The sequence below is a fragment of the Stenotrophomonas sp. 220_Sma genome (genome assembly GCF_056487375.1).
Window position 1 is genome coordinate 3,170,937 of record NZ_CM151348.1, and the last position, 24,410, is coordinate 3,195,346.

The following is a 24,410-nucleotide window of genomic DNA, read 5'->3' on the forward strand; positions in this document are numbered from 1 at the left end:
GTACCGCTCCCATGACTCTGTTCTTCGCCCTCTGTTTCGTCGGCGTTGCAGTGGCCGGGTTCAGTGCCTTCGTGATCTTCTGGCCGCTGACCCTGGTGCACGTACGCGACCGCCATCCGGCGCTCGCCGAGCGCTTCGGCAGCGGCGCCTTCCTCAAGCCCGATGCCCTGGCCTGGCTGTTGCGCCGTGACTATCGCCAGCAGCCGGACCGCTCGCTGTCCGGGCTGGCGACGCCGGCCTGGGTATCGCTGCTGACCCTGCTGGCCGGACTGGGCATGGCCGCCCTGCTCTGGCTGGCCTCGCTCTGGTAATACCTCCATGAATGACATCTCCGCCTCGCGCGACAGCTGGTGGCTGGCCAGCCTCGGCAACACCCTGATCTGGGCGCGCCTGCGCGTTCGCCCGGCCGGCACTGCCGAGGTGCTCGACAGCGATGGCAACACGCTGAGCTATGACAGCGAAGACACCGCCCGTTCGCAGCTGTTCGACGCCGAGTTCGTCGAGTACGACGGCCTGGACGAGGAAGACGCGCTGGTGCGCGGTTTCAGCCTGCACGAAGTGCAGCCGCCGCAGGCCGACAGTGATGAAGGCCTGCGCGGCCGCATGATCCAGTCGCTGGGCGGGCGCGCCTGACCCCTGCATGTTCACCCCGCGCGCCTTCGCCGAGACCGATCTGCTCTGGCTGGACCGCCTGCTGGCGCGCGACCCGTTCGTTACCGTGCTTACGCCCGGCAGCGATGGCCTGCCGGAGCTGACCCGGATGCCGGTGCTGTACCGGCGTGACGGCGACCAGATCGAACTGCGCGGCCACTGGGCGCGCGCCAACCCGCAGTCGCGCCACCGCGGCGCGGCCAAGGTACTGATCGATGGTCCGCATGGCTACGTCTCGGCCAGCTGGTATCCGGACAAGGAACCCGCTGCGCGGGTACCCACCTGGAACTACGCCGCCGCCGAGCTGCGTGGCCAGCTGCAGACCTTCGACGATACCGAGGCGCTGGCCGAACTGGTCGGCGCGATCAGCGACCGCTTCGAAGCCAGTGTCGGCCAGGCCTGGCAGTTCGATGCCACGCGTGCCGAACATGGCCCGGAGCTGCGCGCCATCCTCGGCTTCCGCTTCCAGGTCGAACAGGTGCAGCTGAAGCTCAAGCTGAGCCAGAACCATCCCGATGCGAACCAGCGCGCGGTGATCGCCGAAATGGAACAGCTGGGCACCCCCGCTTCCACCGAGTTGGCGCAGTGGATGCGCTGGCACCGCGAACAGGCCGCCCGCAGCGACTGAACGCCCCAGATTCCCGCGACGACGCAGCCGGACGGCTGCGGCGAGCCCCCACCCGACGCCAGGGACCCATACATGAAAGACATCCACAAGCTGCTGCAGAACAACCGCGACTGGGCCGACCGGATCGAGAAGGAAGACCCCGAGTTCTTCCACCAGCTCGCCAAGCAGCAGCACCCCGAATACCTGTGGATCGGCTGTTCCGATTCGCGCGTGCCGGCCAACCAGATCATCGGCATGGCCCCGGGTGAAGTGTTCGTGCACCGCAACGTCGCCAACGTGGTCGCCCACACCGACCTGAACTGCCTGAGCGTGGTGCAGTACGCGGTGGACCAGCTGAAGGTGAAGCACATCCTGATCGTCGGCCACTACGGCTGCGGCGGCGTGCATGCCTGCCTGCACAACACCCGCGTCGGCCTGGCCGACAACTGGCTGCGCCACGTTGGCGACGTGATGCAGAAGCACACCGGCATCCTCGATGCGATCGAGACCGACGAGCTCAAGCACGCACGCCTGTGCGAACTGAACGTGATCGAGCAGGTGGCCAACCTGTGCCGCTCGACCATCGTGCAGGACGCCTGGGCCCGCGGCCAGAAGCTGATGGTGCACGGCTGGGTCTACAGCCTGAAGGACGGACGCGTGCGCGAGATGGGCATCGACGTCGGTTCGCAGGAAGAACTGCAGCCCGCCTATGAAAAGGCCCTGTCCTACGTCCCGCGCAAGGGCAAGCGCGACTGATCCCTTACGGATGACCACCATGCTCGCTTCGCCGATCAACCTGCACGCCTGGATCGAAGAAAACCGCCACCTGCTGAAGCCTCCGGTGGGCAACAAGATGATCGACAACGGCGACTTCATCGTGATGGTGGTGGGCGGGCCGAACTCGCGTACCGACTTCCACTACGACGAAGGCCCCGAGTGGTTCTACCAGCTCGAAGGCGAGATGGTGCTGAAGGTGCAGGAAGACGGCGCGGTGCGCGACATTCCGATCCGCGCCGGCGAGATCTTCCTGCTGCCGGCAAAGGTTCCGCACTCGCCGCGGCGCCCGCCCGGTGGTATCGGTCTGGTGGTCGAGCGCAAGCGCCTGCCGCACGAGATGGACGGCGTGATCTGGCACTGCGAGCGCTGCAACCACAAGCTGCACGAAGAGTATTTCCCGCTGCAGAACATCGAAACCGACCTGCCCAAGGTGTTTGCGCGCTATCACGCCAGCCTGGAACTGCGTACCTGCAGCGAGTGCGGGCACGTGGACCCGCTGCCGGCGCCAGCGGCGGGCTGAGCCATCGAACGGTAGTTGCCCACCTTGGTGGGCGCTTGCTTGTACGTGCGCCAACCAAGGTTGGCGTCTACCGGGTCATGCGGCGCTGGCGTTGGGTTGGCAGCTACCGGGCCATGCCCCAGGCGCTACACTGGCGATCCCGTTGCAGCCTGTTGCCCGACCATGTCCGACCTGCTCAGCCGCACCCACGCCATTGCCCTGGACGCCGCCGATCCGCTGCGCCCGCTGCGCAATGAATTCCTGATTCCGCGCCATGGCGGCGGCGAGCAGACCTACTTCGTCGGCAACTCGCTGGGCCTGCAGCCGCGTGGCGCGCAGGCGGCCGTGCAGGAAGTGATGAAGCAGTGGGGCGAGCTGGCGGTGGAAGGCCACTTCACCGGCCCGACGCAGTGGCTGTCCTACCACCGCCTGGTGAGCGCGCAGCTGGCCCGCGTGGTCGGTGCGCTGCCCAGCGAGGTGGTTGCAATGAACACGCTGAGCGTGAACCTGCACCTGATGATGGTCAGCTTCTACCGGCCCACGGCCGAGCGTCCAGTGATCCTGATGGAAGCCGGCGCATTCCCGACCGATCGCCACGCGGTGGAAGCACAGATCCGCTTCCATGGTTTCGACCCGGCCGAGTGCCTGGTGGAAGTGCAGCCGGACGAGGCCAACGGCACGATTTCACTGACCGCGATCGAGCATGCCATCGCCGAGCACGGTTCACGCCTGGCGCTGGTGCTGTGGCCCGGCGTGCAGTACCGCACCGGCCAGGCCTTCGACCTCGATGCGATCACCCGCGCCGCACGCCTGCAGGGCGCGCGTATCGGCTTCGACCTGGCACACTCGGTCGGCAACCTGCCGCTGCGCCTGCATGACGTGGCCCCTGATTTCGCCGTGTGGTGCCACTACAAGTACCTCAACAGCGGCCCGGGCGCGGTTGCCGGCGCCTTCGTCCACGAGCGCCATCACCGCGACACCAGCCTGCCGCGCTTTGCCGGCTGGTGGGGCCATGAGGAATCCACCCGCTTCCAGATGGCACCGCAGTTCACGCCGGCCATCGGTGCCGAAGGCTGGCAGCTGAGCAATCCGCCAATCCTCGGCCTGGCGCCGCTGCGCGCCTCGCTGGACCTGTTCGAGCGCGCCGGCATGGAGGCGCTGCGCAGCAAGTCGCTGGCACTGACCGGCATGCTCGAAGCACTGGTCCGTGCGCGCCTGTCCGGCGTGCTGGACATCATCACCCCGGCCGAGCCGCAGCGCCGTGGCTGCCAGTTGTCGCTGCGCGTGATCGGTGGCCGCGAGCGCGGCCGTGCGCTGTTCGAGCATCTGCGCGGCATCGGCGTGCTCGGCGACTGGCGCGAACCCGACGTGATCCGCATCTCGCCCACCCCGCTCTACAACCGCTACCTGGACGTGCACCACTTCGTCGAGGAAGTGGAAGCCTGGGCCGGCCTCTAAGCCGGCCCCTCCCCTACTGCTGGACAGTTCGTTGATCGCACACGCTTCCCGCTCGTTGAGCATTATCGGTGCCGGCCTTGCCGGGTCCCTGCTGGCCATCCTGCTGTCACGCCAGGGCTGGCGCATCACCTTGTACGAACGCCGCGGCGATCCACGCGTGGCCGACTACGAGAGCGGCCGCTCGATCAACCTGGCGTTGGCCGAGCGTGGGCGCAACGCACTGCGTCAGGCGGGCGTGGAAGACGAGGTGATGGCACGCGCGGTGATGATGCGCGGGCGCATGGTGCACCCGCGCGAGGGCGAACCGCAGCTGCAGCGCTATGGCCGCGACGACAGCGAAGTGATCTGGTCGATCCACCGCAGCGACCTGAACACCACGCTGCTGGAGCTGGCCGAACAGGCCGGCGCCACCGTGCACTTCCATCGCCGCCTGCACACCGTCGATTTCGATGCGGGTTACGCACGCTTCATCGATGACCGTGACGACAGCCCGCACGACATCCGTTTCGACACCCTGATCGGTGCCGACGGTGCCGGTTCGGCACTGCGTGCGGCGATGAACCGGCGCGCGCCGCTGGGTGAGGACATCGCCTTCCTCGACCACTCCTACAAGGAGCTGGAGATCCCGCCGGCTGCCGATGGCAGCTTCCGCATCGAGCGCAATGCGCTGCACATCTGGCCGCGCGGCCACTACATGTGCATCGCCCTGCCCAACCACGAAGGCACCTTCACCGTCACCCTGTTCCTGCCCAACCAGGGCGACCCCAGCTTCGCCACGGTCAATACCGGGGCGCAGGCCGAGGCGCTGTTCGCGCGCGAGTTCGCCGACACCCTGCCGTTGATCCCGAACCTGCGCGCGGACTGGGAGCAGCATCCACCGGGCCTGCTTGGCACGCTCACCCTGGAACGCTGGCACCAGCAGGGCCGCGCGGTGCTGATCGGCGACGCCGCGCATGCGATGGTGCCGTTCCACGGCCAGGGCATGAACTGCGCGTTCGAGGACTGCGTTGCGCTGGCCCGCCACCTGATGGAGGCGGATGATCTGGAAGGCGCGTTCGCCGCGTTCGAAGCCGAGCGCAAGCCGAATGCACGTGCCATCCAGCAGATGGCACTGGAGAACTACCTGGAGATGCGTGACCGCGTGGCCGATCCCGCCTTCCTGCTGCAGCGCGAGCTGGAACAGGAACTGCAGCGGCGCTGGCCGACCCGCTTCGTACCGCACTACACGATGGTCACTTTCCTGCACACGCCGTACGCAGAGGCGCTGCGCCGCACCGAACTGCAGCGCGACATGCTGGTGGCCGCCACCGCCGGTCACGATTCACTGGACAACATCGACTGGACCGCACTGGAAGCACAGATCCACGCCCAGCTACCGGTCCTGGAGGGCGCGCACTGATGGCTGACAGCTTCCTGTTCTACGACCTGGAAACCTTCGGCCAGGACCCGCGGCGCACGCGCATCTCGCAGTACGCCGCGATCCGTACCGACGCCGATCTCAACGAAATCGACACGCCGGTCAGCTTCTTCGTGCGCCCGGCCGATGACCTGCTGCCCTCGCCGATGGCCACCCTGGTCACCGGCATCACCCCGCAGCAGGCACTGGCCGAGGGCATCAGCGAGGCTGAGGCCTTCGATCGCATCAACGAGCAGCTGTCGCGCCCCGGCACCTGTGCGCTGGGCTACAACACGCTGCGCTTCGACGATGAGTTCGTCCGCTACGGCCTGTTCCGCAACTTCCACGACCCGTACGAACGCGAGTGGCGCAACGGCAATTCGCGCTGGGACCTGCTGGACATGCTGCGGCTGATGCGCGCGATGCGCCCGGACGGCATCCAGTGGCCGCTGCGCGAGGATGGCGCCACCTCGTTCAAGCTCGAGCACCTGGCCGAGGCCAACAACGTGCGCGAAGGCGATGCGCACGAAGCGCTGTCCGACGTACGCGCCACCATCGGCATGGCACGCCTGTTCAAGCAGTCGCAGCCACGGCTGTGGGAGTACGCGCTGAAGCTGCGCGACAAACGCTTCGTCGGCAGCCTGCTGGACGTGGCCGCGATGAAGCCGGTACTGCACATTTCCATGCGCTACCCGGCCAGTCGCCTGTGCGCGGCCCCGGTGCTGCCGCTGGCCGCGCACCCGACCATCAACAACCGGGTGATCGTGTTCGACCTGGAAGGCGAGATCGACGATCTGCTGGAACTGCCGGCCGAGGTGATCGCACAGCGCCTGTACATGCGCGCCAGCGAGCTGCCCGAGGGCGTGGCGCGGGTGCCGCTGAAGGAAGTGCACCTGAACAAGGTGCCCGCGCTGATCGCCTGGAACCACCTGCGCGCCGATGACCACGCGCGCCTCGGCCTGGACGTGGCCGCGATCGAGGCCAAGGTGGAACGCCTGCGCGCGTTCGCCCCGCAGCTGGCCGAGAAGGCCCGGCAGGTCTACAACCAGCCCCGCGCCGCCACCGTGGCCGATGTCGATGCCTCGCTCTACGACGGCTTCCTCGGCAATGGCGACAAGCCGCTGCTTGCGCTGGCACGCACCACCGCGCCGGAGCAGCTGGCCGCGCTGGAAGGCCGCTTCCGCGACCCGCGCCTGCCGGAGCTGCTGTTCCGCTACCGCGCGCGCAATCATCCCGACAGCCTCGCGCCGGCTGAACGCCAGCGCTGGCAGGATTACCGCCGCCAGCGCCTGCTCGGAGACGGCGGGCTGGGCGAACTCAACCTGCCCCAGTACCAGCAGCAGCTCGATGCACTGGCCGCTGAAGCGCCCGACGATGCACGGCGCCAGGCCCTGCTGCAATCGCTGCGCGACTGGGGCCAGCACCTGCAGGAGACCTTGTGAGTACCTATTTCTCGGACGCCAGCTTCAAGTTCCTGCGCAGCCTGGCGCGGCATAACGACAAGGCGTGGTTCAACGACCACCGCCAGCAGTATGAAGACCACGTGCGGCAGCCATTCCTGCGCCTGCTGGGTGACCTGCAGCCGGCGCTGGCCGAGGTCAGCGACCACTTCCGCGCCGATACCCGCGGCGTCGGCGGCTCGCTGTTCCGCATCCATCGCGACGCGCGCTTCTCCAACGACAAATCCCCGTACAAGACCTGGCAGGGTGCACGCCTGTTCCATGAGCGCCGCCGCGAGGTGGCCGCGCCCTCGTTCTACGTGCACCTGCAGCCGGGCGAGAGCTTCGTCGGTGCCGGCCTGTGGCATCCGGAACCGGAGACCCAGCGCCGCGTGCGCCACTTCATCCTCGACAACCCGGGCAGCTGGAAGGCCGCAGCGCATGCACCGGCGCTGCGCAAGCGCTTCGACTTCGAAGAGAGCGAGAAGCTGGTGCGTCCGCCGCGCGGCTTCCCGGCCGACTTCGAATTCATCGACGACCTCAAGCACCGCAACTGGGTGATGTGGCGCTCGCTGGACGACGCCACCATGACCGGCCCGCGCCTGCTGTCCACGCTGGGCAAGGACCTGGCCGCGCTCGGCCCGTTCGTCGACTACCTGTGCGCGGCGCTGGACCTGGAATTCTGATGCCGTTGGCACAGCAACGCCGCACGCTGGGCCGCACCGGCCTGGCGGTTTCGCCGGTGGGCCTGGGCTGCTCCGGCTTCTGGGGGCATCGCCGCTTCCCGGAACAGTCGGCCGCGCACGTGGTCGAGCATGCACTGGCACAGGGCGTGAACCTGTTGGACACCGGCCACAACTATTCCGGTTTCCACGCCGAACCGCGGCTGGGCCGCATCCTGCGCCCGTTGCTGAAGCGATACCCGCGCGAGTCGCTGGTGATTTCCAGCAAAGGCGGCACGCTGACCGGCCAGGCCGGCGTCAGCGGCGCCGAGCAACGCAATTTCTCGCCGGCAGCCATCACTGCCAGCTGCGAGGCCTCGCTGCGCAACCTCGGCCTGGATTACCTGGATATCTACCAGCTGCACGGTGCCAGCCAGCACGACATCAACGATGACCTGCTGGCCGCGCTGCAACGCCTGCGCGAACGTGGGCTGATCCGGCACACCGGCATCAATACGCACACGGCATCGACCCTGCGCTGGATGATCGACCATCCCACGCTGTTCGACGTGGTGCTGCTCGATTACAACGCCCTGCAGCAGGACCGTGAACCCCTCATCGACCAGTTGCACGCGGTGGGCATCGGCGTACTGGCCGGCACCGTGCTGGCGCAGGGCCATCTGCTGCCACCACGCCCGCGCCTGCCACGACCGGCGGATGCCTGGTACCTGGCCAGGGCCTGGCTCAAACCGAGCAGCCGTCAACTGATGCGCAGCGCACGCAACATGCGGAAGGCACTCGCCGCCATCCGCAGCCAGCGCCCGGCCCAGACCGCGTTTGCCTACGCCCTGGGCCATCCCGGCGTGGCCAGTGGCATCCTGGGCACCACCCGCACCGGCAGCCTGGACGAAGTACTGGCGACGCGGCTTGAGGCACTGACCGCAGCCGAACGCCAGCAGCTGGTGGACGCCTTCGGTGATGGCCGCGGATCTCCCAGTCATTGAGTCTTCACCCCATGCTGCTGCGGTTGCGGCAGTCTGGGCGGCATGAAGAAACTCACCGCACTCGTTGGGCTGCTGGTCCTGGCCTTGGCCGCCTGGTGGTTCGGCGGCCCGTACATGACCGTCAATGGCCTGTCCAAGGCCATCGAGCAGCGCGACACCGCCCGCCTGGAGCGCTACGTCGATTTCCCGCGCGTGCGCAACAGCCTGCGCGCGCAGCTCAATGACTATCTGGTGCGCCAGGCCGGCCCGGATGTGGCGGCCAGCCCGTTCGGTGCCCTGCTGTACGGGCTGGGGGACCAGCTTGGTGGTGCCGCGGTGGACACCATGGTGACCCCGACCGGGATCGGCGCGATGCTGCAGGGTCACGTGCTGTGGAAGCGCGGCCGCAATGAACTGCAGGGCGGCGATGCCTTCGGCGCGACCGAACCCGCACGGCCGCTGAAGCATGCCGAACATCATTTCGAAGCGCTGGACCGCTTCGTGATCGATGTCGATCGCGGCCCCGGCCAGCCGCCGATGAAGGTGGTGCTGGAACCGCAGGGCCTGCGCTGGAGGGTGGTGGACCTGCAGCTGGGGATGTCCGGCAGCCCGTGACCGGACCCGTGGCCTGACGGCAATGCCAACCAAGGTTGGCGACTACCGGGGCATGGCGCTCTGGTAGATGCCCAACTTGGTGGGCATGGATCCAATACGGCGCCAACCAAGGTTGGCGACTACCGGGGTACAGCGCTCTGGTAGATGCCCACCTTGGTGGGCATGCATCCAGAACAGCGCCAACCAAGGTTGGCAACTACCAGACCCTATCCTTCGTTGGCAACGCCATGCGGCACGTGGCCGGCGGCCACATGCTCGCGGGCGCTGTCGATGTTGTGCTGCGAATCATCGAAGAAGATGTCGGCACCGAACGCCTGCAGGAACGGCCCCTTGTGGCGCCCTCCGAGGAACAGCGCCTCGTCCAGGCGCACGCCCCACTCGCGCAGGGTGCGGATCACCCGCTCATGCGCCGGTGCCGATCGCGCGGTGACCAGTGCGGTCCGGATCGGCGCACTCTCGCCGGCCGGGAACACTTCCTGCAATGTATGCAGGGCCGACAGGAAACCGCGGAACGGACCGCCGCTGAGCGGCTCGCGGGCGCGCTCGCGCTCGTGGCGGCCAAAGGCTTCCACGCCCTGCTCGCGCGAAATGCGCTCGCTCTCGTCACCGAAGATCACGGCGTCACCGTCAAAGGCGATGCGCAGCTGGCCGGCCGGGCGACCGGTATCGATCTGGTCGGCCGCCGCAGCGGCGGTCTCGCCCGGCGGCTTGGGCAGGATGGTCGCCGCCGCAATGCCATGGCGCAGCGCGCTGCGCACCGATTCCGGGTTGGCCGACAGGAACAGGTCGGTACCGAACGGCTTCACGTACGGCCAGGTCGGCTCGCCGGCGGTGAACGTCGCACGGATGATGCCCAGACCGTAGTGCTGGATCGAATTGAAGATGCGCAGGCCGGTATCGGCCGAATTGCGCGACAGCAGGATCACCTCGACCCGCGGGTTCTCCGGGCTGGCGCCCTGGTTCAGCGCCAGCAACTTGCGCACCACCGGGAAGGCCACGCCGGGCCCGAGGATATCGTCCTCGTGCTGGCGCTGGAATTCGGCATAGGCCGCCACGCCATCGCTCTCGAACAGCGCATGGCTTTCCTCGAGGTCGAACAGGGCGCGCGAGGTCACCGCGACGGTCAGCAAACGGGGGGAGTTGTCGCCCATCGGTGGGGGTCCTTCAAGCGGTCGGCGGGGCCGGCCGCCTATTGTCGTCAAAAAACGAACTGTTCGCTCAGGATCCGGTCTTCCAGGTTGTGCTCCGGGTCGAACAGCAGGGTCACGCGGCGGTCCTTCGACTCGCGGATGGTCACCTCGACCACGTCGCGGGTCTCGTGCGAATCCGCTGTGACGCTGACCGGGCGCTTGTACGGATCAAGCACGCGGAAACGCACCTCGGTGTCGGCCTTGAGGATCGCCCCGCGCCAGCGTCGCGGCCGGTAAGGGGCCAGCGGCGTCAGCGCGATGGTATGCGAGCCCAGCGGCAGCACCGGTCCGTGCGCGGAATAGTTGTAGGCGGTACTGCCTGCCGGGGTGGCCACCAGCACGCCGTCACCGATCAGCTCGGCCACGCGTTCCTGGCCGTTGAGGTCGATTCCGATATGCGCGGCCTGCCGGGTCTGGCGCAGCAGCGACACATCGTTGTAGGCCAGCGAACCGGTGCTGGTGCCCGACTCGGTCAGCGCCACCATTTCCAGCGGGCGCAGGTTGGCCGGTTCGGCACGGGCAATGCGGGCCTGCACGTCGTCGTCGCCGCGGTACTGGTTCATCAGGAAGCCGACCGTGCCCAGTTTCATGCCGAATACCGGCTTGCCCAGGTGCCCATGCCGGTGCAGGGTCTGCAGCATGAAGCCATCGCCGCCCAGTGGGCACAGCACGTCGGCCTGTTCCGGCGCGTGGTCGCCATAGCGCGAGACCATCGCCGCGCGGGCCATCTGCGCGGGCTCGGTGGTGCTGGCCAGGAAAGCGATGCGGGGGGTGTCGCTCATCGGTGGATCCGGGTGGGTGTGCCAGCAAGAGCATACCCGGTAGTGCCGGCCGCTGGCCGGCAACCGCCCATCTGCGGGGAGGCCCATGGGGTTGCCGGCCAGCGGCCGGCACTACCCGTCCCAGGCATGCGCCGCAAAACAGAACGGCCCCGCTTTCGCGGGGCCGTTCTGTTCAACACACGCCGGGCATAACCCGGCGGTACATCACTTACGCACCATGTGCAGCCAGCTGGCCCAGGCGCTGCACCGCGACCGAGACGGTCGGGTAGTCCAGGGTCTTCTGCTCGGCCAGTTCGGCCAGCATCGCCAGGGTGAAGCGCAGGCTGTTGTCGTCGCGACCCATCCAGGCCGCCACCTTCGCTTCAGCACTGCTGCCCTTGGTGCCCAGCACCTGGCCCGCCAGGTTGCGGTGGTTGGCGGCCAGCTCGTCACGCAGCACGCCACGTGCCACGGCGTGCCAACGGCCATTGACCTCCAGCGCGTCGACCTGCTCGAACAGCCACGGCAGCTGCAGGGCGTCGCCCAGGCGGAAGTGAACCTTGGACACGTCCACCGGCTTCAGCTTGCGGGTGCGGGCCAGTTCGATGATGTCGAACGCCGGCTCCAGGAAGTGCAGTTCGGCCAGCTGCTGCGCCAGCGCGGACGGCAGGCCCTTTTCCTTCCACTCGGCCACCAGGGCTTCGTAGGTCGGACGCTGCGAATCCGGCAGCACACCCGAAGCAACGCGGATGTCGTTGAACGGACCCTGGTAGCGGTTGACCGCTTCGGTGATGCCCGGCATCGCGCCCGGGCGCGACAGCAGCCAGCGCACGAACGAGCGCTGCAGCTTCCAGATCACTTCCAGTGCATCGATCTGCACCGACTCCGGCACCTTGCCGTCGAGGGCATCGATCTGTGCCCACAGCGCGCGCGCATCCAGCGTTTCACGGCTGATGGTGTAGGCCTTGGCGACCTCGGCGATGGAACGGCCGGTGTCTTCCTGCATGCGCATCAGGAAGGTGGCGCCCATGCGGTTGATGGTCTGGTTGGTCACGGCCGTGGCGATGATTTCGCGCTTCAGGCGGTGACGCTCCATTGCATCGGCGTACTTCTTCTGCAGCGGGGTCGGGAAGTAGCGCTGCAGCTCCTTGGACAGGTACGGATCTTCCGGAATGTCCGAATCCAGCAGCTGGGCGAACGCCACCAGCTTGGAGTAGGACAGCAGCACCGACAGCTCCGGACGGGTCAGGCCCTGGCCACGTGCCTTGCGCTGCGACAGCTCGGCATCGGACGGCAGGAACTCGATCTGGCGATCAAGCAGGCCCTGCTGCTCCAGGGTACGGATGAAGTGCTGCTTGGAACCTAGGCGCTTGACCGCCATCCGCTCCATCAGGCTCAGCGCCTGGTTCTGGCGGTAGTTGTCGTTGAGCACCAGCTCGGCGACTTCATCGGTCATCGAGGCCAGCAGCTTGTTGCGCTGCTCGACGGTCAGCTTCTTCGCCCGCACCACATCGTTGAGCAGGATCTTGATGTTGACTTCATGGTCGGAGGTGTCGACACCGGCCGAGTTGTCGATGAAGTCGGTGTTGAGCAGCACGCCTGCCTGGGCAGCTTCGATGCGGCCCAGCTGGGTCATGCCCAGGTTGCCGCCCTCGCCCACCACCTTGCAGCGCAGCTCGCCACCGTTCACGCGCAGGGCGTTGTTGGCGCGGTCGCCGACATCGCTGTGCTGCTCGCTGGCGGCCTTGACGTAGGTACCAATGCCGCCGTTCCACAGCAGGTCGACCGGTGCCTTCAGGATCGCGCTCATCAGGTCGTTCGGCGACAGCGCCTTGACGTTCTCGTCCAGGCCCAGCACTTCACGCACCTGCGGGGTGATCTCGATCGACTTCAGACTGCGCGGGTACACGCCGCCGCCCTTGCTGATCAGCTTGGCATCGTAGTCCGCCCAGCTCGAACGCGGCACGGTGAACAGGCGCTCACGTTCGACGAACGTGGTGGCTGCATCCGGGTTCGGGTCCAGGAAGATGTGGCGATGATCGAACGCAGCGACCAGGCGGATGTGGCGCGACAGCAGCATGCCGTTGCCGAACACGTCGCCGGACATGTCGCCGACGCCGACTGCGGTGAAGTCCTGGCTCTGGCTGTCACGGCCCAGCGCACGGAAGTGGCGCTTGACCGACTCCCACGCACCGCGTGCGGTGATGCCCATGCCCTTGTGGTCGTAACCCACCGAACCACCAGAGGCGAACGCATCGCCCATCCAGAAGCCGTGCGCGATGGCCAGGCCGTTGGCAATGTCGGAGAAGGTCGCGGTGCCCTTGTCGGCAGCCACCACCAGGTACGGATCGTCCATGTCGTGGCGCACGACATCCACCGGCGGCACGATCTTGTTGTTGACGATGTTGTCGGTGATGTCCAGCAGGCCCTGGATGAACAGCTTGTAGCAGGCCACGCCGTTGGCGAAGATCGCGTCGCGGTCGCCGTTCACCGGCGGGGTCTTGGCGAAGAAGCCGCCCTTCGCGCCAACCGGCACGATGACGGTGTTCTTGACCATCTGCGCCTTGACCAGGCCCAGCACTTCGGTACGGAAGTCTTCGCGACGGTCCGACCAGCGCAGGCCACCGCGGGCGACCGCGCCGAAGCGCAGGTGGGTACCTTCCACGCGCGGGCCGTAGACGAAGATTTCGCGGTACGGGCGCGGCTTCGGCAGGTCCGGCACCAGCGCCGAATCGAACTTGAAGCTGATGACATGGCCGTGCTGGCCGTTGGCATCGGTCTGGTAGTAGCTGGTACGCAGGGTCGCGTCGATCACGCCCATGAACGAGCGCAGGATGCGGTCCTCGTCCAGGCTGGACACGCGGTCCATCAGCTTCAGCAGCGCATCGCGCGCGGCCTGCATCTGCGCATCGCGGTCACCCTTGCGGGCGTCGACCACGGTCTTGAGCACCTTCAGGGTGGCGTCGTCGCCAGCAGCCAGCACATCGAAGTGGGCCTTCAGCTGGGCCTGGCCGGCGGCGATATCGTCCTTGCTCTCATGGCCGGTAGCCGGATCGAAGCGGGCTTCGAACAGCTCGACCAGCAGGCGGGCCAGCAGCGGGTAGCGCGCGAAGGTGCCTTCCACGTAGGCCTGCGAGAACGGCACGCCGGTCTGCAGCAGGTACTTGCAGTAGCCACGCAGCATGGCGACCTGGCGCCAGTGCAGGCCGGCAGCCAGCACCAGGCGGTTGAAGCCGTCGTTCTCGGCATCGCCGTGCCAGACGCGGGCGAAGGTCTCGCCGAAGGCTTCATCGACGCTGGCGGCATCGATCGCGCCGGCGGTCGACTCGACCTCGAAGTCCTGCACGTACACCGGCGCGTTGTCGACCGACAGGCGGTACGGACGCTCGGCGATCACGCGCAGGCCCATGTTTTCCATCATCGGCAGCGCGTCCGACAGCGGGATGTCATCCAGTTGGCGATACAGCTTCAGGCGCAGGCCATCACCAGATTCACGCGGCACCGCCTGCAGGCTCAGGCGCAGGTCGTCCGGGCCGGTCAGGGCGTCGAGCTGGCTGACATCGTTGGCAGCAACGGCGGTGCTGTTGTCTTCGATGTAGCCGGCCGGCAGTGCCTTGCCAATGCGGGCAGCGATGCGCAGGCCTTCGGTTTCGCCGTGGCGGGTCACCAGCGCTTCGCGCAGGTCGTCCTGCCAGTTGCGCAGCACCTGGGCCAGCTTCTGCTCCAGTTCGGCGGTATCGACGTCCAGCATTTCGCCCGGCTTGGGGCGCACGATCAGGTGCACCTGGGCCAGCGGCGATTCGCCCAGCACCACCGAGCTGTCCACGTACTCGCCGTGCAGCGCGTCCTTCAGCATCGCTTCGATGCGCAGGCGCACGTCGGTGTTGAAGCGCTCACGCGGCAGGTAGACCAGCGCGGAGATGAAACGGCTGTACTTGTCGCGGCGCAGGAACAGGCGGCTGCGCACGCGCTCCTGCAGGCCCAGCACGCCCATGGCAGTGCGGAACAGTTCGTCCTCGCTGGACTGGAACAGTTCTTCGCGCGGCAGGGTTTCCAGGATGTGGCGCAGGGCCTTGCCGCTGTGGCTGGCCGAGGCCAGGCCCGACTGCTTCATCACGTGCTCGTGGCGCTGGCGCACCAGCGGGATTTCCCACGGGCGACGGTTGTAGGCGCTGGAGGTGAACAGGCCAAGGAAGCGCTGTTCGCCGATGATCTTGCCCTTGGCGTCGAATTCCAGCACGCCGATGTAGTCCATGTAGCCGGCGCGGTGCACGCGCGAACGGGCATTGGTCTTGGTCAGGATCAGCGCGTCCTTCAGCCCGGACGTGGTGTTCAGGCCCTGCGCGGCCAGGGTCTTGACCGGACGTGCGGCGGACTTGTCCTTGCCGCGCATCAGGCCCAGGCCGGTGTCGTTCAGCGGCGCCAGCACCTCTTCCTTGCCCTGCTTCTCGACGCGGTACTCGCGGTAGCCGAAGAAGGTGAAGTGGTTGTCGGCGGCCCAGCGCAGGAATTCCTGTGCTTCCTTGCGCGACGCGTCGTCGACCGGCAGCTGGCGGCTGCCCAGGTCGTCGGCCAGCGCCAGCGCCTTGTCCTTCATCGGCTGCCAGTCGCGCACGATCGCACGCACTTCGTCCAGCGCCTTGCTGATGGCCTGCTCGATGGCCGCCATGGCTTCGGCCGGCTGGCGGTCGATCTCCAGCAGCATCACCGACTCGGCATCACCCTCGCCGACCTTGACCAGCTTGCCGGCCTTGTCGCGGGTGAAGCGCAGCACCGGGTGGCCCAGCACGTGGACGCCCACGCCCTGTTCGGCCAGCGACATGGTGACGGTGTCGACCAGGAACGGCATGTCGTCGTTGACGATCTGCAGCACGGTGTGCGGCGATTCCCAACCGTTGGCCTTCGCGGTCGGATTGAACACGCGGACGTTGGCCTTGCCGGCCTTGCGGGCACGGGCGAATTCCAGCGTCTCAGCCGCGAGCGCGGCCCACTCTTCAGCGCTGTGGTGCGGGAACTCGTCCGACTCCATGCGCTTGTAGAAGTCAGTGGCGAAGGCCACCGCTTCGGCCTGTGCGGCCGCGGGGTAACGCTTGCGCAATGCCGTGTACACCGGCTCCAGGGAGAAACCAGCGGTCACTGCGACCTCCGACTCTGCTGGTTTGGTCTTGTTTTTCACGGTCTTGGCTGCGGTTTTTTGCGGTTTCATGGCAGAGCGATGCGCTTGCTCAGTTGGGAAAATGAAATTGTAGCCCTACCGCACGAAAAGGCCTTGCTGCAGGACGGAATAACCAGATTCGGGTTTGCTGCGGTTTAGACGCCTATTCAGTTCGCACCGGTATGGTGCTGGTGCGCGCTTCAGCACTGCCGACAGGATCGGCAAAGCGTGTTACCGGAAGACACACGCGGCGACGCCGATTCGATTCCACAATCCTGAACTGGACGGTATAGTCCACCGCGTGAACCCGGCCTACCTCCCCGTTGCCCTCGACGCACGCGATGAGCGCGTGTTCGATGCCGTGCGCGAGCTGTTGGCCCAGCAGGGCATGCAGATGAGCATGGACGCGGTGGCCCAGCATGCCGGCTGCTCCAAGCAGACCCTGTACTCGCGCTACGGCAACAAGCAGGAACTGCTGCGCCGGGTGATGCAGCGCCATGTCGGCCACGCTACCGGAGCCATGGTTCGTGCACTCCGCAGTGACGACCTGCGTGCCAGCCTGCTCCAGTTCGCCACCGACTTCCTGGAGCATTTCAACCAACCGCACGTAGGGCAGGCCTGTCGGCTGATCGCCGCCGACGCGTCACAGTTTCCCGAAGAGGCGCGTACGCTGTACCGGCATGGCGCCGGCGCGCTGACGCTTCATCTTGCTGAATGGATTGAAACCGTTTGCATGCGTGGCCAGCTCCGGCATGACGACCCGCACTTCATGGCCGAACTGCTGCTGAGCATGATCGCCGGTCAGGATTTCGACAAACAGCGTTTCCATACCCCCCATCGTGATGACGCGCAGCTGCGTCGGCGCTGGGCAGAGTTCTCCGTCGACAGCTTCCTGCGCGCCTTCGCGCCTCAGCCGTCGGCGGCCCCGTCTTCAAACCAACCCCGGAGTTCCTCCTGATGACCGCCCCACTCCGCACCCTTGCCCTGACGTGCGCCGTTGCTGTCGCGCTGGCTGCCTGCAAGAAGCCGGAACAGCAGACGCCCCCGCCGCCGGAGGTGGGCGTGATCGACGCCAAGCCGCAGACCCTGCCGCTGCAGCGTGAGCTGGTCGGCCGCCTGTCGCCGTTCCGCAGCGCCGACGTGCGCGCGCGCGTGCCGGGCGTACTGCTCAAGCGCGTCTACCAGGAAGGCTCGCAGGTCAAGCAGGGCCAGCCCCTGTTCCTGATCGACCCGGCGCCGCTGCGTGCTTCGCTCAATGCCTCCGAGGCCCAGCTGGCCTCGGCCCGCGCGACCTACGCCAATGCCAAGGTGGCCGCGGACCGCGCGCGTTCGCTGGCGCCGCAGCAGTTCGTCTCCAAATCCGACCTGGACAACGCCGAATCGGCCGAGCGCACCGCGCTGGCCGCGGTCAAGCAGGCCGAAGCGGCGGTGACCTCTTCGCGCATCAGCCTGGGTTATACCGAAGTGACCGCGCCGATCAGCGGTGTGGCCAACAAGCAGCAGGTCACCGAAGGCGCACTGGTCGGCCAGGGCGATGTGACCCTGCTGACCACCGTCGACCAGCTCGACCCGCTGTACGTCAACTTCTCGCTGAGCGTGGACGAGTTGACCCAGCTGCGCGCGCAGCAGGCCAAGGGTGCGCTGGCGCTGTCTGGTGACGGCAAGGCTACGGTCAACGTCAAGCTGGCCGACGGCAGCACCTACAGCGAACCGGGCACGCTGGACTTCTCTTCGACCACGGTCGACCCGGCCACCGGCGCGGTGTCGCTGCGCGCGCTGCTGCCGAACCCGCAGCAGATCCTGCTGCCCGGCGCCTTCGTCAGCTTCCAGGCCAACCTCGGCGAGCGCAACAACGCCTACCTGGTGCCGCAGCAGGCGCTGCTGCGCGACACCACCGGCGGCTACGTGATGGTGGTCGGTGCCGACGGCAAGGTCGTGCGCAAGAACGTGAAGACCGATGGCGCGCAGAACGGCAACTGGCTGGTCAGCGACGGCCTGGCCGCCGGTGACAAGGTGATCGTGGCCGGCGTGCAGAAGGTCAAGGAAGGTGCGCCGGCGGTGGCCAAGCCGTGGACCCCGGGGCAGGACGCCAACGGCAAGCCTGCCGCAGGCGGCGCCGCTCCGGCGGGCGCAGCACCGGCCGCAGGCAAGGCACCGGCCGACGCGGCCAAGCCCGAGCAGGCCGATGCGGCCAAGCCGGCCGCCACCGATTCGAACAAGCAGTAACGGGAACCTTCCGTCATGCCTAAATTTTTCATCGAACACCCAGTCTTCGCCTGGGTGGTTGCGATCCTGATCTCGCTCAGCGGCGTGATCGCGATCCTCAACCTGGGCGTGGAGTCCTATCCCAACATCGCCCCGCCGCAGGTCACCGTCTCGGCGACCTACCCGGGCGCCAGTGCGGACACCACCGAGAAATCGGTCACCCAGGTGATCGAGCAGCAGCTGACCGGTATCGATCACCTGCTGTACTTCAGCTCCTCGTCCGCCTCCAACGGCCGCGCGCAGATCACCCTGACCTTCGAGACCGGTACCGATCCGGACATCGCCCAGGTGCAGGTGCAGAACAAGGTCTCGCTGGCCACGCCACGCCTGCCTTCGGAAGTGACCCAGCAGGGCGTGGTGGTGGCCAAGGCCAACGCCGGCTTCCTGATGGTGATCGCGCTGCAGTCCGATACGCCGGCCATCAACCGTGACGCCCTGAACGACATCGTCGGTTCGCGCGTGCTCGACCAGGTCTCGCGTATTCCCGGCGTCGGCAGCACCCAGCAGTTCGGTTCCGAGTACGCCATGAACATCTGGCTCAACCCGGAGAAGATGCAGGGTTATGGCCTGTCGGCCAGCCAGGTGCTCGCCGCGGTGCGTGCGCAGAACGTGCAGTTCGCTGCCGGTGCGCTGGGTTCGGACCCGTCGCCGGAAGGCCAGCACTTCACCGCCACGGTCTCGGCTGAAGGCCGCTTCAGTTCGCCGCAGGAGTTCGAGAACATCATCCTGCGGGCAAATCCGGACGGTTCGCGGGTGCTGATGAAGGACATCGCCCGCGTTGCCTTCGGTGCCAACAACTACGGTTTCGACACCCAGTACAACGGCAAGCCGACCGGTGCCTTCGCCATCCAGCTGCTGCCGGGCGCCAACGCCCTGAACGTGGCCGATGCGGTGCGCGCCAAGATGGACGAGCTGCAGCCCAGCTTCCCGTCCGGGGTGACCTGGTTCTCGCCGTACGACAGCACCACCTTCGTCAAGATCTCCATCCAGGAAGTGGTCAAGACACTGTTTGAAGCAGTGTTCCTGGTGTTCCTGGTGATGCTGATCTTCCTGCAGAACTTCCGCGCCACCCTGATCCCGACCCTGGTCATCCCGGTGGCCCTGCTCGGCACCTTCCTGGGCATGTGGATGATCGGCTTCACGATCAACCAGCTGACCCTGTTCGCGATGGTGCTGGCGATCGGCATCGTGGTCGATGACGCGATCGTGGTGATCGAGAACGTCGAACGCATCATGACCGAGGAAGGCCTGGCGCCGAAGCCGGCCACGCAGAAGGCGATGACCCAGATCACCGGCGCGGTGGTGGCGATCACCGTCGTACTGGCCGCGGTGTTCATCCCGTCCGCCCTGCAGGGCGGCGCCGCCGGTGAGATCTACAAGCAGTTCGCGCTGACCATCGCCATCTCGATGGCGTTCTCGGCGTTCCTGGCTCTGGGCTTCACCCCGGCGCTGTGCGCGACCTTCCTCAAGCCGACGCACAACGACAACCCGAACATCATCTACCGCACCTTCAACAAGTACTACGACAAGATCAGCCATACCTATGTGGGGCACATCACTTCGGCGGTGCGCCACGCACCGCGCTGGATGATCCTGTTCGTGGTGCTGACCGCACTGTGCGGCTTCCTGTTCACCCGCATGCCGGGCAGCTTCCTGCCGGAAGAAGACCAGGGCTATGCGCTGGCGATCGTGCAGCTGCCGCCGGGCTCGACCAAGGGCCAGACCAACGAAGTGTTCGCGCAGATGCGTGGCATCCTGGAAAAGCAGGATGGCTATGAAGGCATGCTGCAGGTGGCCGGTTTCAGCTTCGTCGGTTCCGGCGAGAACGTGGGCATGGGCTTCATCCGCCTGAAGCCATGGGAGGAACGCAAGTTCACCGCGCCCGAGTTCATCCAGAACATGAACGGCGCGTTCTACGGCATCAAGGAAGCGCAGATCTTCGTGGTCAACCTGCCCACCGTGCAGGGCCTCGGCCAGTTCGGCGGCTTCGACATGTGGCTGCAGGACCGCAGCGGTGCCGGCTACGAGCAGCTGACCCAGGCCCGCAACATCCTGCTTGGCCAGGCTGCGCAGAAGCCCGACCATCTGGTGGGCGTACGCCCGAACGGCCTGGAAAACGCCCCGCAGCTGCAGCTGCATGTCGACCGCGTGCAGGCGCAGTCGATGGGCATGTCGGTGTCGGACGTGTACAGCACCATCCAGCTGATGCTGGCCCCGGTGTACGTGAACGACTTCTTCTACGAAGGCCGCATCAAGCGCGTGACCATGCAGGCCGATGGTCCGTACCGCACCGGCCAGGAGTCGCTGAAGAGCTTCTACAGCCCGTCCAGCCTGACCACGAATGCCGACGGCACCAATGCGATGATCCCCCTCAATACGGTGGTCAAGTCCGAATGGGTGTCGGCACCGCCGTCGCTGAGCCGCTACAACGGCTACTCGGCGATCAACATCGTCGGCTCGCAGGCACCGGGCACCAGCTCGGGTGAGGCGATGCAGACCATGGAAGGCATCGTCAACGACGATCTGCCGGCTGGCTTCGGCTACGACTGGTCGGGCATGTCCTACCAGGAAATCCTGGCCGGCAACGCGGCGACGCTGCTGCTGGTGCTGTCGATCGTGGTGGTGTTCCTGTGCCTGGCCGCGTTGTATGAAAGCTGGTCGATCCCGGTGGCAGTGCTGCTGGTGGTGCCGCTGGGCGTGCTTGGCGCCCTCGGCCTGTCGATGCTGCGTGGCCTGCCGAACGATCTGTTCTTCAAGATCGGCCTGATCACCGTGATCGGCCTGGCCGCCAAGAACGCGATCCTGATCGTGGAGTTCGCGGTGGAGCAGCGCGCAGCAGGCAAGACCCTGCGCGATGCCACCATCGAGGCGGCACGCCTGCGTTTCCGACCGATCCTGATGACCTCGTTCGCGTTCATCATGGGCGTGATCCCGATGGCGATCTCCACCGGCGCCGGCGCCAACTCCCGCCACGCCATCGGCACCGGCGTGATCGGCGGCATGCTGTTCGCCACCCTGCTCGGCCTGCTTATGATCCCGGTGTTCTTCGTGGTCGTGCGCCGCATGCTGGGTGACAAGCTGGATGAGTCCTCCAAGGAATTCATGGAGCGCCAGCGCGACGCGGAAGCCGCGCACCGCCCGGATCGTTGATCCGGCGGTGAGTTGAAACGAAAAGGCCCCGGAGCGATCCGGGGCCTTTTCATTCGTGCCATGAAGCCGGTAGTCGCCAACCTTGGTTGGCGCCGCTGGATCCATGCCAACCAAGGTTGGCGCATGCCAAGCCGGCGTCTCAGCGCAGCAGTGCAACCACCACGCACACCACCACGAGAGCCAATGCAGCCCATTGCATCGGCACAAAGAAGAAATGATGAGGTGCAGCCATACCCTTCTGCCGGGGCGCACGGTTGAGCCACAGACCCAGCAATACGTTCACCGCTGCGCCGATGCCTGCACCCAACAGAACCTGGGGCAGCGGCGTGTTGCCCCTGGAGCCTTCATGCGGAAAGAAGTACGCCAGCAGCAGGATGGCTGCAATCGGCGTCACCAGCGTCATGAATCCCCAACCTCGATAGATCATCTTTGCAGACCGCGTAAAAGCCGGCTTGCATTGGACCAGATCGGGTATCGCTCGGCCAAGAAGACCGTGTATCCACGCATGGCGTGGATCTACTGGCCGCGCCGCCGTTGCAGCGGCGCGACCGGTCGAACTCAGCGCAGCCCGGTCTCGTTGCGGGCGATCACCAGGCGCTGGATTTCCGAGGTGCCCTCGTAGATCTCGGTGATCTTGGCATCACGGAAGTAGCGCTCCAGCGGCATTTCCTTCGAATATCCCATGCCGCCATGAATCTGCACGGCCTGATGGGTGATCCACATCGCCGCTTCCGAGGCGGTCAGCTTGGCCACCGCCGCTTCGGTGCTGAAGCGCTTGCCCTGGCCCTTCACCCACGCCGCGCGCAGGGTCAGCAGCAGCGCTGCGTCCAGCTTGCACTTCATGTCGGCGATCTTGGCCTGGGTCATCTGGAAGGTACCGATGGCCGCGCCGAACGCCTTGCGCTCCTTCACGTACTCCAGGGTCGCTTCATAGGCGGCACGGGCGATGCCGATGGCCTGCGAGGCGATACCGATGCGGCCAGCATCGAGCACGCTCATCGCGATCTTGAAGCCCTCGCCTTCCTGGCCCAGCACGTCTTCAGCCTGCGCCACGTAGTCGTTGAATTCGATCTCGCAGGTGGCCGAAGCGCGGATGCCGAGCTTCGGCTCGGTCTTGCCGCGACCGAAGCCCGCCTTGTCGGTATCGATGATGAAGGCGGTGATGCCGCGCGCGCCCTTGTCAGGCTCGCTCATTGCGAACAGCACGATGTACTTGGCCACCGGGCCGGAGGTGATCCAGCTCTTCTTGCCGTTGATGACGAAGGTGCCATCGGCCTGCTTCACTGCGCGGCAACGCATGGCCGTGGCGTCCGAACCGGACTGCGGCTCGGTCAGCGCGAACGCGCCGATGGCCTCGCCTTCGGCGATGGCACGCACATACTTCTGCTTCTGTTCCTCGGTGCCGTGGGTGAGGATGCCGTTGCAGAACAGCGAGTTGTTGACCGACATGATGGTCGAATGGGCTGCGTCGGCGGCGGCGACCTCCACCATCGCCAACACGTACGCCACCGGGTCCATGCCCGCGCCACCGTATTCGGTCGGCACTTCGATGCCCATCAGGCCGTTTTCGCCCAGCAGGCGGATGTTGTCCAGCGGGAACTCGCCGGTGCGGTCATGGTGCTCCGCGCTGGGGGCGATCTTTTCCTGCGCGATGCGCCGCGCCACGTCCTGCAGCATCAACTGCTCTTCAGTAAAGCTGAAATCCACAACACCCTCCCGGGTACATGAAGTTATGGGCCGCGCACCGCGCGCCCAGGTGCCTCGATTGTACCGGGGCCCGCCAGTTTCCGTACGCCAGCGACTTGACCGCGGCAGGCCTTCTCAGCGAATATATCTCTATATCGCGATAGGTAGATATTTATGGATCTGGAAGACTGGTCGACCCGCCTCAAGGTGTTTGCCGATGCCACCCGCGTGCGCTTGCTGGCGCTGCTGGAGCAGGAGGAACTGACCGTGGCCGAACTGTCGGCGATCACCCGGCTGGCACAGCCGCGGGTGTCCACCCACCTGGCGCGCCTGAAGGAAGCCGGCCTGGTCCGCGACCGCCGTGCGGGCGTGTCGGCCTATTACCGCTTCGACGAGGCCCAGCTGGACCCGGCGCAGCGTGCATTGTGGCATGCCTTGAGCAATGGAAGCGACGACCCGTTGCTGCGGCAGGACGCTGAACGTGTCGCCGCCGTGCTGGCCCACCGTGCCTCCGACCAGAACTGGGCCGACAGCGTGGCCGGCGACATGGAGCGCCACTATTCTCCCGGCCGCACCTGGGAAGCCCTCGCGCGTACCGCGTTGCCGCTGCTGGAGACCGGCGACGTGCTGGACATCGCCTCCGGTGACGGCGTGCTGGCCGAACTCGTCGCCCCGCATGCCAAGCGCTACATCTGCATCGATACCAGCGCGCGCGTGGTTGCCGCCGCCAGCGAGCGCCTGCGCCGCCTGCCCAATGTGGAAGTGCGCGAGGGCGACATGCATGCGCTGCCGTTCAAGGACGGCAGCTTCGACCTGGTGGTGCTGATGCATGCGCTGACCTACGCCAGCAAACCGGCGCAGGCGGTGACCGAAGCCGCGCGCGTGCTGCGCTCCGGCGGCCGCCTGCTGCTGTGCAGCCTGGCCCGCCACGAGCATAAGGCGGCGGTGGAGGCCTACGGCCACGTCAACCTCGGCTTCAGCGACAAGGAGCTGCGCAGGTTCGTCGACAAGGCCGGCCTGCAGGTATCCAGCCTGGAGACGGTCACCCGCGAAAAGCGTCCGCCGCACTTCGAAGTGATTTCACTGATCGCCAACAAGCCCTGAGCCCGAGATCGC

At 66.6% G+C, this 24,410-nt stretch carries 20 protein-coding genes; 15 read left to right on the plus strand and 5 right to left on the minus strand.

All coding sequences use genetic code 11. The features are described 5' to 3' along the window. The first annotated feature begins 11 nt into the window (after positions 1-11). The 11 genes from ACZLIB_RS14940 (at position 12) to ACZLIB_RS14990 (ending at position 9,087) form a co-directional block, all read left to right on the plus strand. Positions 12-311, plus strand: coding sequence for a hypothetical protein (locus ACZLIB_RS14940; protein WP_005417403.1), 300 nt, complete (start codon positions 12-14; stop codon positions 309-311). A gap of 7 nt (positions 312-318) precedes the next feature. Further along, complete coding sequence (locus ACZLIB_RS14945) at positions 319-633, plus strand: hypothetical protein (protein ID WP_014037738.1); 315 nt, start codon at positions 319-321, stop codon at positions 631-633. Positions 634-640: 7 nt separating this feature from the next. Further along, positions 641-1,279 (plus strand): FMN-binding negative transcriptional regulator, encoded by a 639-nt coding sequence (locus ACZLIB_RS14950; RefSeq protein ID WP_478468034.1) that lies wholly within the window; start codon positions 641-643, stop codon positions 1,277-1,279. A gap of 72 nt (positions 1,280-1,351) precedes the next feature. Next, positions 1,352-2,014 carry a carbonate dehydratase gene (gene can / locus ACZLIB_RS14955; protein WP_014037740.1) on the plus strand — a complete coding sequence of 221 codons (663 nt, stop codon included), beginning with the start codon at positions 1,352-1,354 and terminating at the stop codon, positions 2,012-2,014. 19 nt (positions 2,015-2,033) lie between these two features. Next, the gene (locus ACZLIB_RS14960; protein ID WP_049422134.1) at positions 2,034-2,555 is read left to right on the plus strand and encodes a 3-hydroxyanthranilate 3,4-dioxygenase; all 522 of its coding nucleotides are present in this window, start codon (positions 2,034-2,036) and stop codon (positions 2,553-2,555) included. Positions 2,556-2,717: 162 nt separating this feature from the next. Continuing rightward, positions 2,718-3,992 (plus strand): kynureninase, encoded by a 1,275-nt coding sequence (gene kynU / locus ACZLIB_RS14965; RefSeq protein ID WP_032127677.1) that lies wholly within the window; start codon positions 2,718-2,720, stop codon positions 3,990-3,992. Between the two features lie 31 nt (positions 3,993-4,023). After that, positions 4,024-5,391 (plus strand): FAD-dependent oxidoreductase, encoded by a 1,368-nt coding sequence (locus tag ACZLIB_RS14970; RefSeq protein ID WP_032127676.1) that lies wholly within the window; start codon positions 4,024-4,026, stop codon positions 5,389-5,391. Beyond that, entirely contained in the window at positions 5,391-6,830 is a 1,440-nt protein-coding gene (gene sbcB / locus ACZLIB_RS14975; RefSeq protein WP_182266389.1) for an exodeoxyribonuclease I, read from the plus strand. The genes ACZLIB_RS14970 and sbcB overlap by 1 nt, the downstream gene beginning before the upstream one ends. After that, positions 6,827-7,513, plus strand: coding sequence for a DUF2461 domain-containing protein (locus ACZLIB_RS14980; protein WP_032127674.1), 687 nt, complete (start codon positions 6,827-6,829; stop codon positions 7,511-7,513). Before sbcB ends, ACZLIB_RS14980 begins: the two co-directional genes overlap by 4 nt. Continuing rightward, complete coding sequence (locus ACZLIB_RS14985) at positions 7,513-8,493, plus strand: aldo/keto reductase (RefSeq protein WP_049463159.1); 981 nt, start codon at positions 7,513-7,515, stop codon at positions 8,491-8,493. Before ACZLIB_RS14980 ends, ACZLIB_RS14985 begins: the two co-directional genes overlap by 1 nt. Positions 8,494-8,535: 42 nt before the next feature. After that, positions 8,536-9,087, plus strand: a complete 552-nt coding sequence (locus ACZLIB_RS14990) for a DUF2939 domain-containing protein (RefSeq protein ID WP_478468035.1) — start codon at positions 8,536-8,538, stop codon at positions 9,085-9,087. Between the two features lie 206 nt (positions 9,088-9,293). Here ACZLIB_RS14990 and ACZLIB_RS14995 read toward each other — a convergent pair whose 3' ends face one another. The 3 genes from ACZLIB_RS14995 to ACZLIB_RS15005 form a co-directional block, all read right to left on the minus strand. Then, positions 9,294-10,238, minus strand: coding sequence for a 5'-nucleotidase (locus ACZLIB_RS14995; RefSeq protein WP_005410242.1), 945 nt, complete (start codon positions 10,236-10,238; stop codon positions 9,294-9,296). 47 nt (positions 10,239-10,285) lie between these two features. Then, on the minus strand, positions 10,286-11,059 hold the full coding sequence (locus ACZLIB_RS15000; protein ID WP_006376667.1) for an NAD kinase: 774 nt from the start codon (positions 11,057-11,059) through the stop codon (positions 10,286-10,288). Positions 11,060-11,267: 208 nt separating this feature from the next. Further along, positions 11,268-16,244: an NAD-glutamate dehydrogenase gene (locus ACZLIB_RS15005; RefSeq protein WP_149909403.1), complete on the minus strand. Its 4,977-nt coding sequence runs from the start codon at positions 16,242-16,244 to the stop codon at positions 11,268-11,270. A 250-nt stretch (positions 16,245-16,494) separates the two neighbouring features. On the opposite strand from ACZLIB_RS15005, the gene ACZLIB_RS15010 reads away from it, so the two are divergent. Genes ACZLIB_RS15010 through ACZLIB_RS15020 form a run of 3 tightly spaced genes read left to right on the plus strand, consistent with a single transcriptional unit; the run spans position 16,495 to position 21,608 of the window. Continuing rightward, positions 16,495-17,151, plus strand: coding sequence for a TetR/AcrR family transcriptional regulator (locus tag ACZLIB_RS15010; protein ID WP_478469938.1), 657 nt, complete (start codon positions 16,495-16,497; stop codon positions 17,149-17,151). Then, on the plus strand, positions 17,151-18,419 hold the full coding sequence (locus ACZLIB_RS15015) for an efflux RND transporter periplasmic adaptor subunit (protein WP_049422071.1): 1,269 nt from the start codon (positions 17,151-17,153) through the stop codon (positions 18,417-18,419). Before ACZLIB_RS15010 ends, ACZLIB_RS15015 begins: the two co-directional genes overlap by 1 nt. 15 nt (positions 18,420-18,434) lie before the next feature. Next, positions 18,435-21,608 carry a multidrug efflux RND transporter permease subunit gene (locus ACZLIB_RS15020; protein WP_049400218.1) on the plus strand — a complete coding sequence of 1,058 codons (3,174 nt, stop codon included), beginning with the start codon at positions 18,435-18,437 and terminating at the stop codon, positions 21,606-21,608. A 139-nt stretch (positions 21,609-21,747) separates the two neighbouring features. Here ACZLIB_RS15020 and ACZLIB_RS15025 read toward each other — a convergent pair whose 3' ends face one another. Further along, the gene (locus tag ACZLIB_RS15025) at positions 21,748-22,011 is read right to left on the minus strand and encodes a hypothetical protein (protein WP_080355173.1); all 264 of its coding nucleotides are present in this window, start codon (positions 22,009-22,011) and stop codon (positions 21,748-21,750) included. A gap of 155 nt (positions 22,012-22,166) precedes the next feature. Continuing rightward, positions 22,167-23,315 carry an acyl-CoA dehydrogenase family protein gene (locus tag ACZLIB_RS15030; RefSeq protein WP_180845359.1) on the minus strand — a complete coding sequence of 383 codons (1,149 nt, stop codon included), beginning with the start codon at positions 23,313-23,315 and terminating at the stop codon, positions 22,167-22,169. 153 nt (positions 23,316-23,468) lie between these two features. Between ACZLIB_RS15030 and ACZLIB_RS15035 the strand changes: the two genes are divergently transcribed. Then, positions 23,469-24,398, plus strand: coding sequence for an ArsR/SmtB family transcription factor (locus tag ACZLIB_RS15035; protein WP_032127664.1), 930 nt, complete (start codon positions 23,469-23,471; stop codon positions 24,396-24,398). Positions 24,399-24,410 lie beyond the last annotated feature (12 nt).

What these genes read in the sequence shown, in the direction of transcription:
- ACZLIB_RS14940 (WP_005417403.1), top strand. Translation starts at nt 12, where the DNA reads ATGACTCTGTTCTTCGCCCTCTGTTTCGTCGGCGTTGCAGTGGCCGGG.
- ACZLIB_RS14945 (WP_014037738.1), top strand. Translation starts at nt 319, where the DNA reads ATGAATGACATCTCCGCCTCGCGCGACAGCTGGTGGCTGGCCAGCCTC.
- ACZLIB_RS14950 (WP_478468034.1), top strand. Translation starts at nt 641, where the DNA reads ATGTTCACCCCGCGCGCCTTCGCCGAGACCGATCTGCTCTGGCTGGAC.
- can (WP_014037740.1), top strand. Translation starts at nt 1,352, where the DNA reads ATGAAAGACATCCACAAGCTGCTGCAGAACAACCGCGACTGGGCCGAC.
- ACZLIB_RS14960 (WP_049422134.1), top strand. Translation starts at nt 2,034, where the DNA reads ATGCTCGCTTCGCCGATCAACCTGCACGCCTGGATCGAAGAAAACCGC.
- kynU (WP_032127677.1), top strand. Translation starts at nt 2,718, where the DNA reads ATGTCCGACCTGCTCAGCCGCACCCACGCCATTGCCCTGGACGCCGCC.
- sbcB (WP_182266389.1), top strand. Translation starts at nt 5,391, where the DNA reads ATGGCTGACAGCTTCCTGTTCTACGACCTGGAAACCTTCGGCCAGGAC.
- ACZLIB_RS14985 (WP_049463159.1), top strand. Translation starts at nt 7,513, where the DNA reads ATGCCGTTGGCACAGCAACGCCGCACGCTGGGCCGCACCGGCCTGGCG.
- ACZLIB_RS14990 (WP_478468035.1), top strand. Translation starts at nt 8,536, where the DNA reads ATGAAGAAACTCACCGCACTCGTTGGGCTGCTGGTCCTGGCCTTGGCC.
- ACZLIB_RS14995 (WP_005410242.1), bottom strand. Translation starts at nt 10,238, where the DNA reads ATGGGCGACAACTCCCCCCGTTTGCTGACCGTCGCGGTGACCTCGCGC.
- ACZLIB_RS15000 (WP_006376667.1), bottom strand. Translation starts at nt 11,059, where the DNA reads ATGAGCGACACCCCCCGCATCGCTTTCCTGGCCAGCACCACCGAGCCC.
- ACZLIB_RS15005 (WP_149909403.1), bottom strand. Translation starts at nt 16,244, where the DNA reads ATGAAACCGCAAAAAACCGCAGCCAAGACCGTGAAAAACAAGACCAAA.
- ACZLIB_RS15015 (WP_049422071.1), top strand. Translation starts at nt 17,151, where the DNA reads ATGACCGCCCCACTCCGCACCCTTGCCCTGACGTGCGCCGTTGCTGTC.
- ACZLIB_RS15020 (WP_049400218.1), top strand. Translation starts at nt 18,435, where the DNA reads ATGCCTAAATTTTTCATCGAACACCCAGTCTTCGCCTGGGTGGTTGCG.
- ACZLIB_RS15025 (WP_080355173.1), bottom strand. Translation starts at nt 22,011, where the DNA reads ATGACGCTGGTGACGCCGATTGCAGCCATCCTGCTGCTGGCGTACTTC.
- ACZLIB_RS15035 (WP_032127664.1), top strand. Translation starts at nt 23,469, where the DNA reads ATGGATCTGGAAGACTGGTCGACCCGCCTCAAGGTGTTTGCCGATGCC.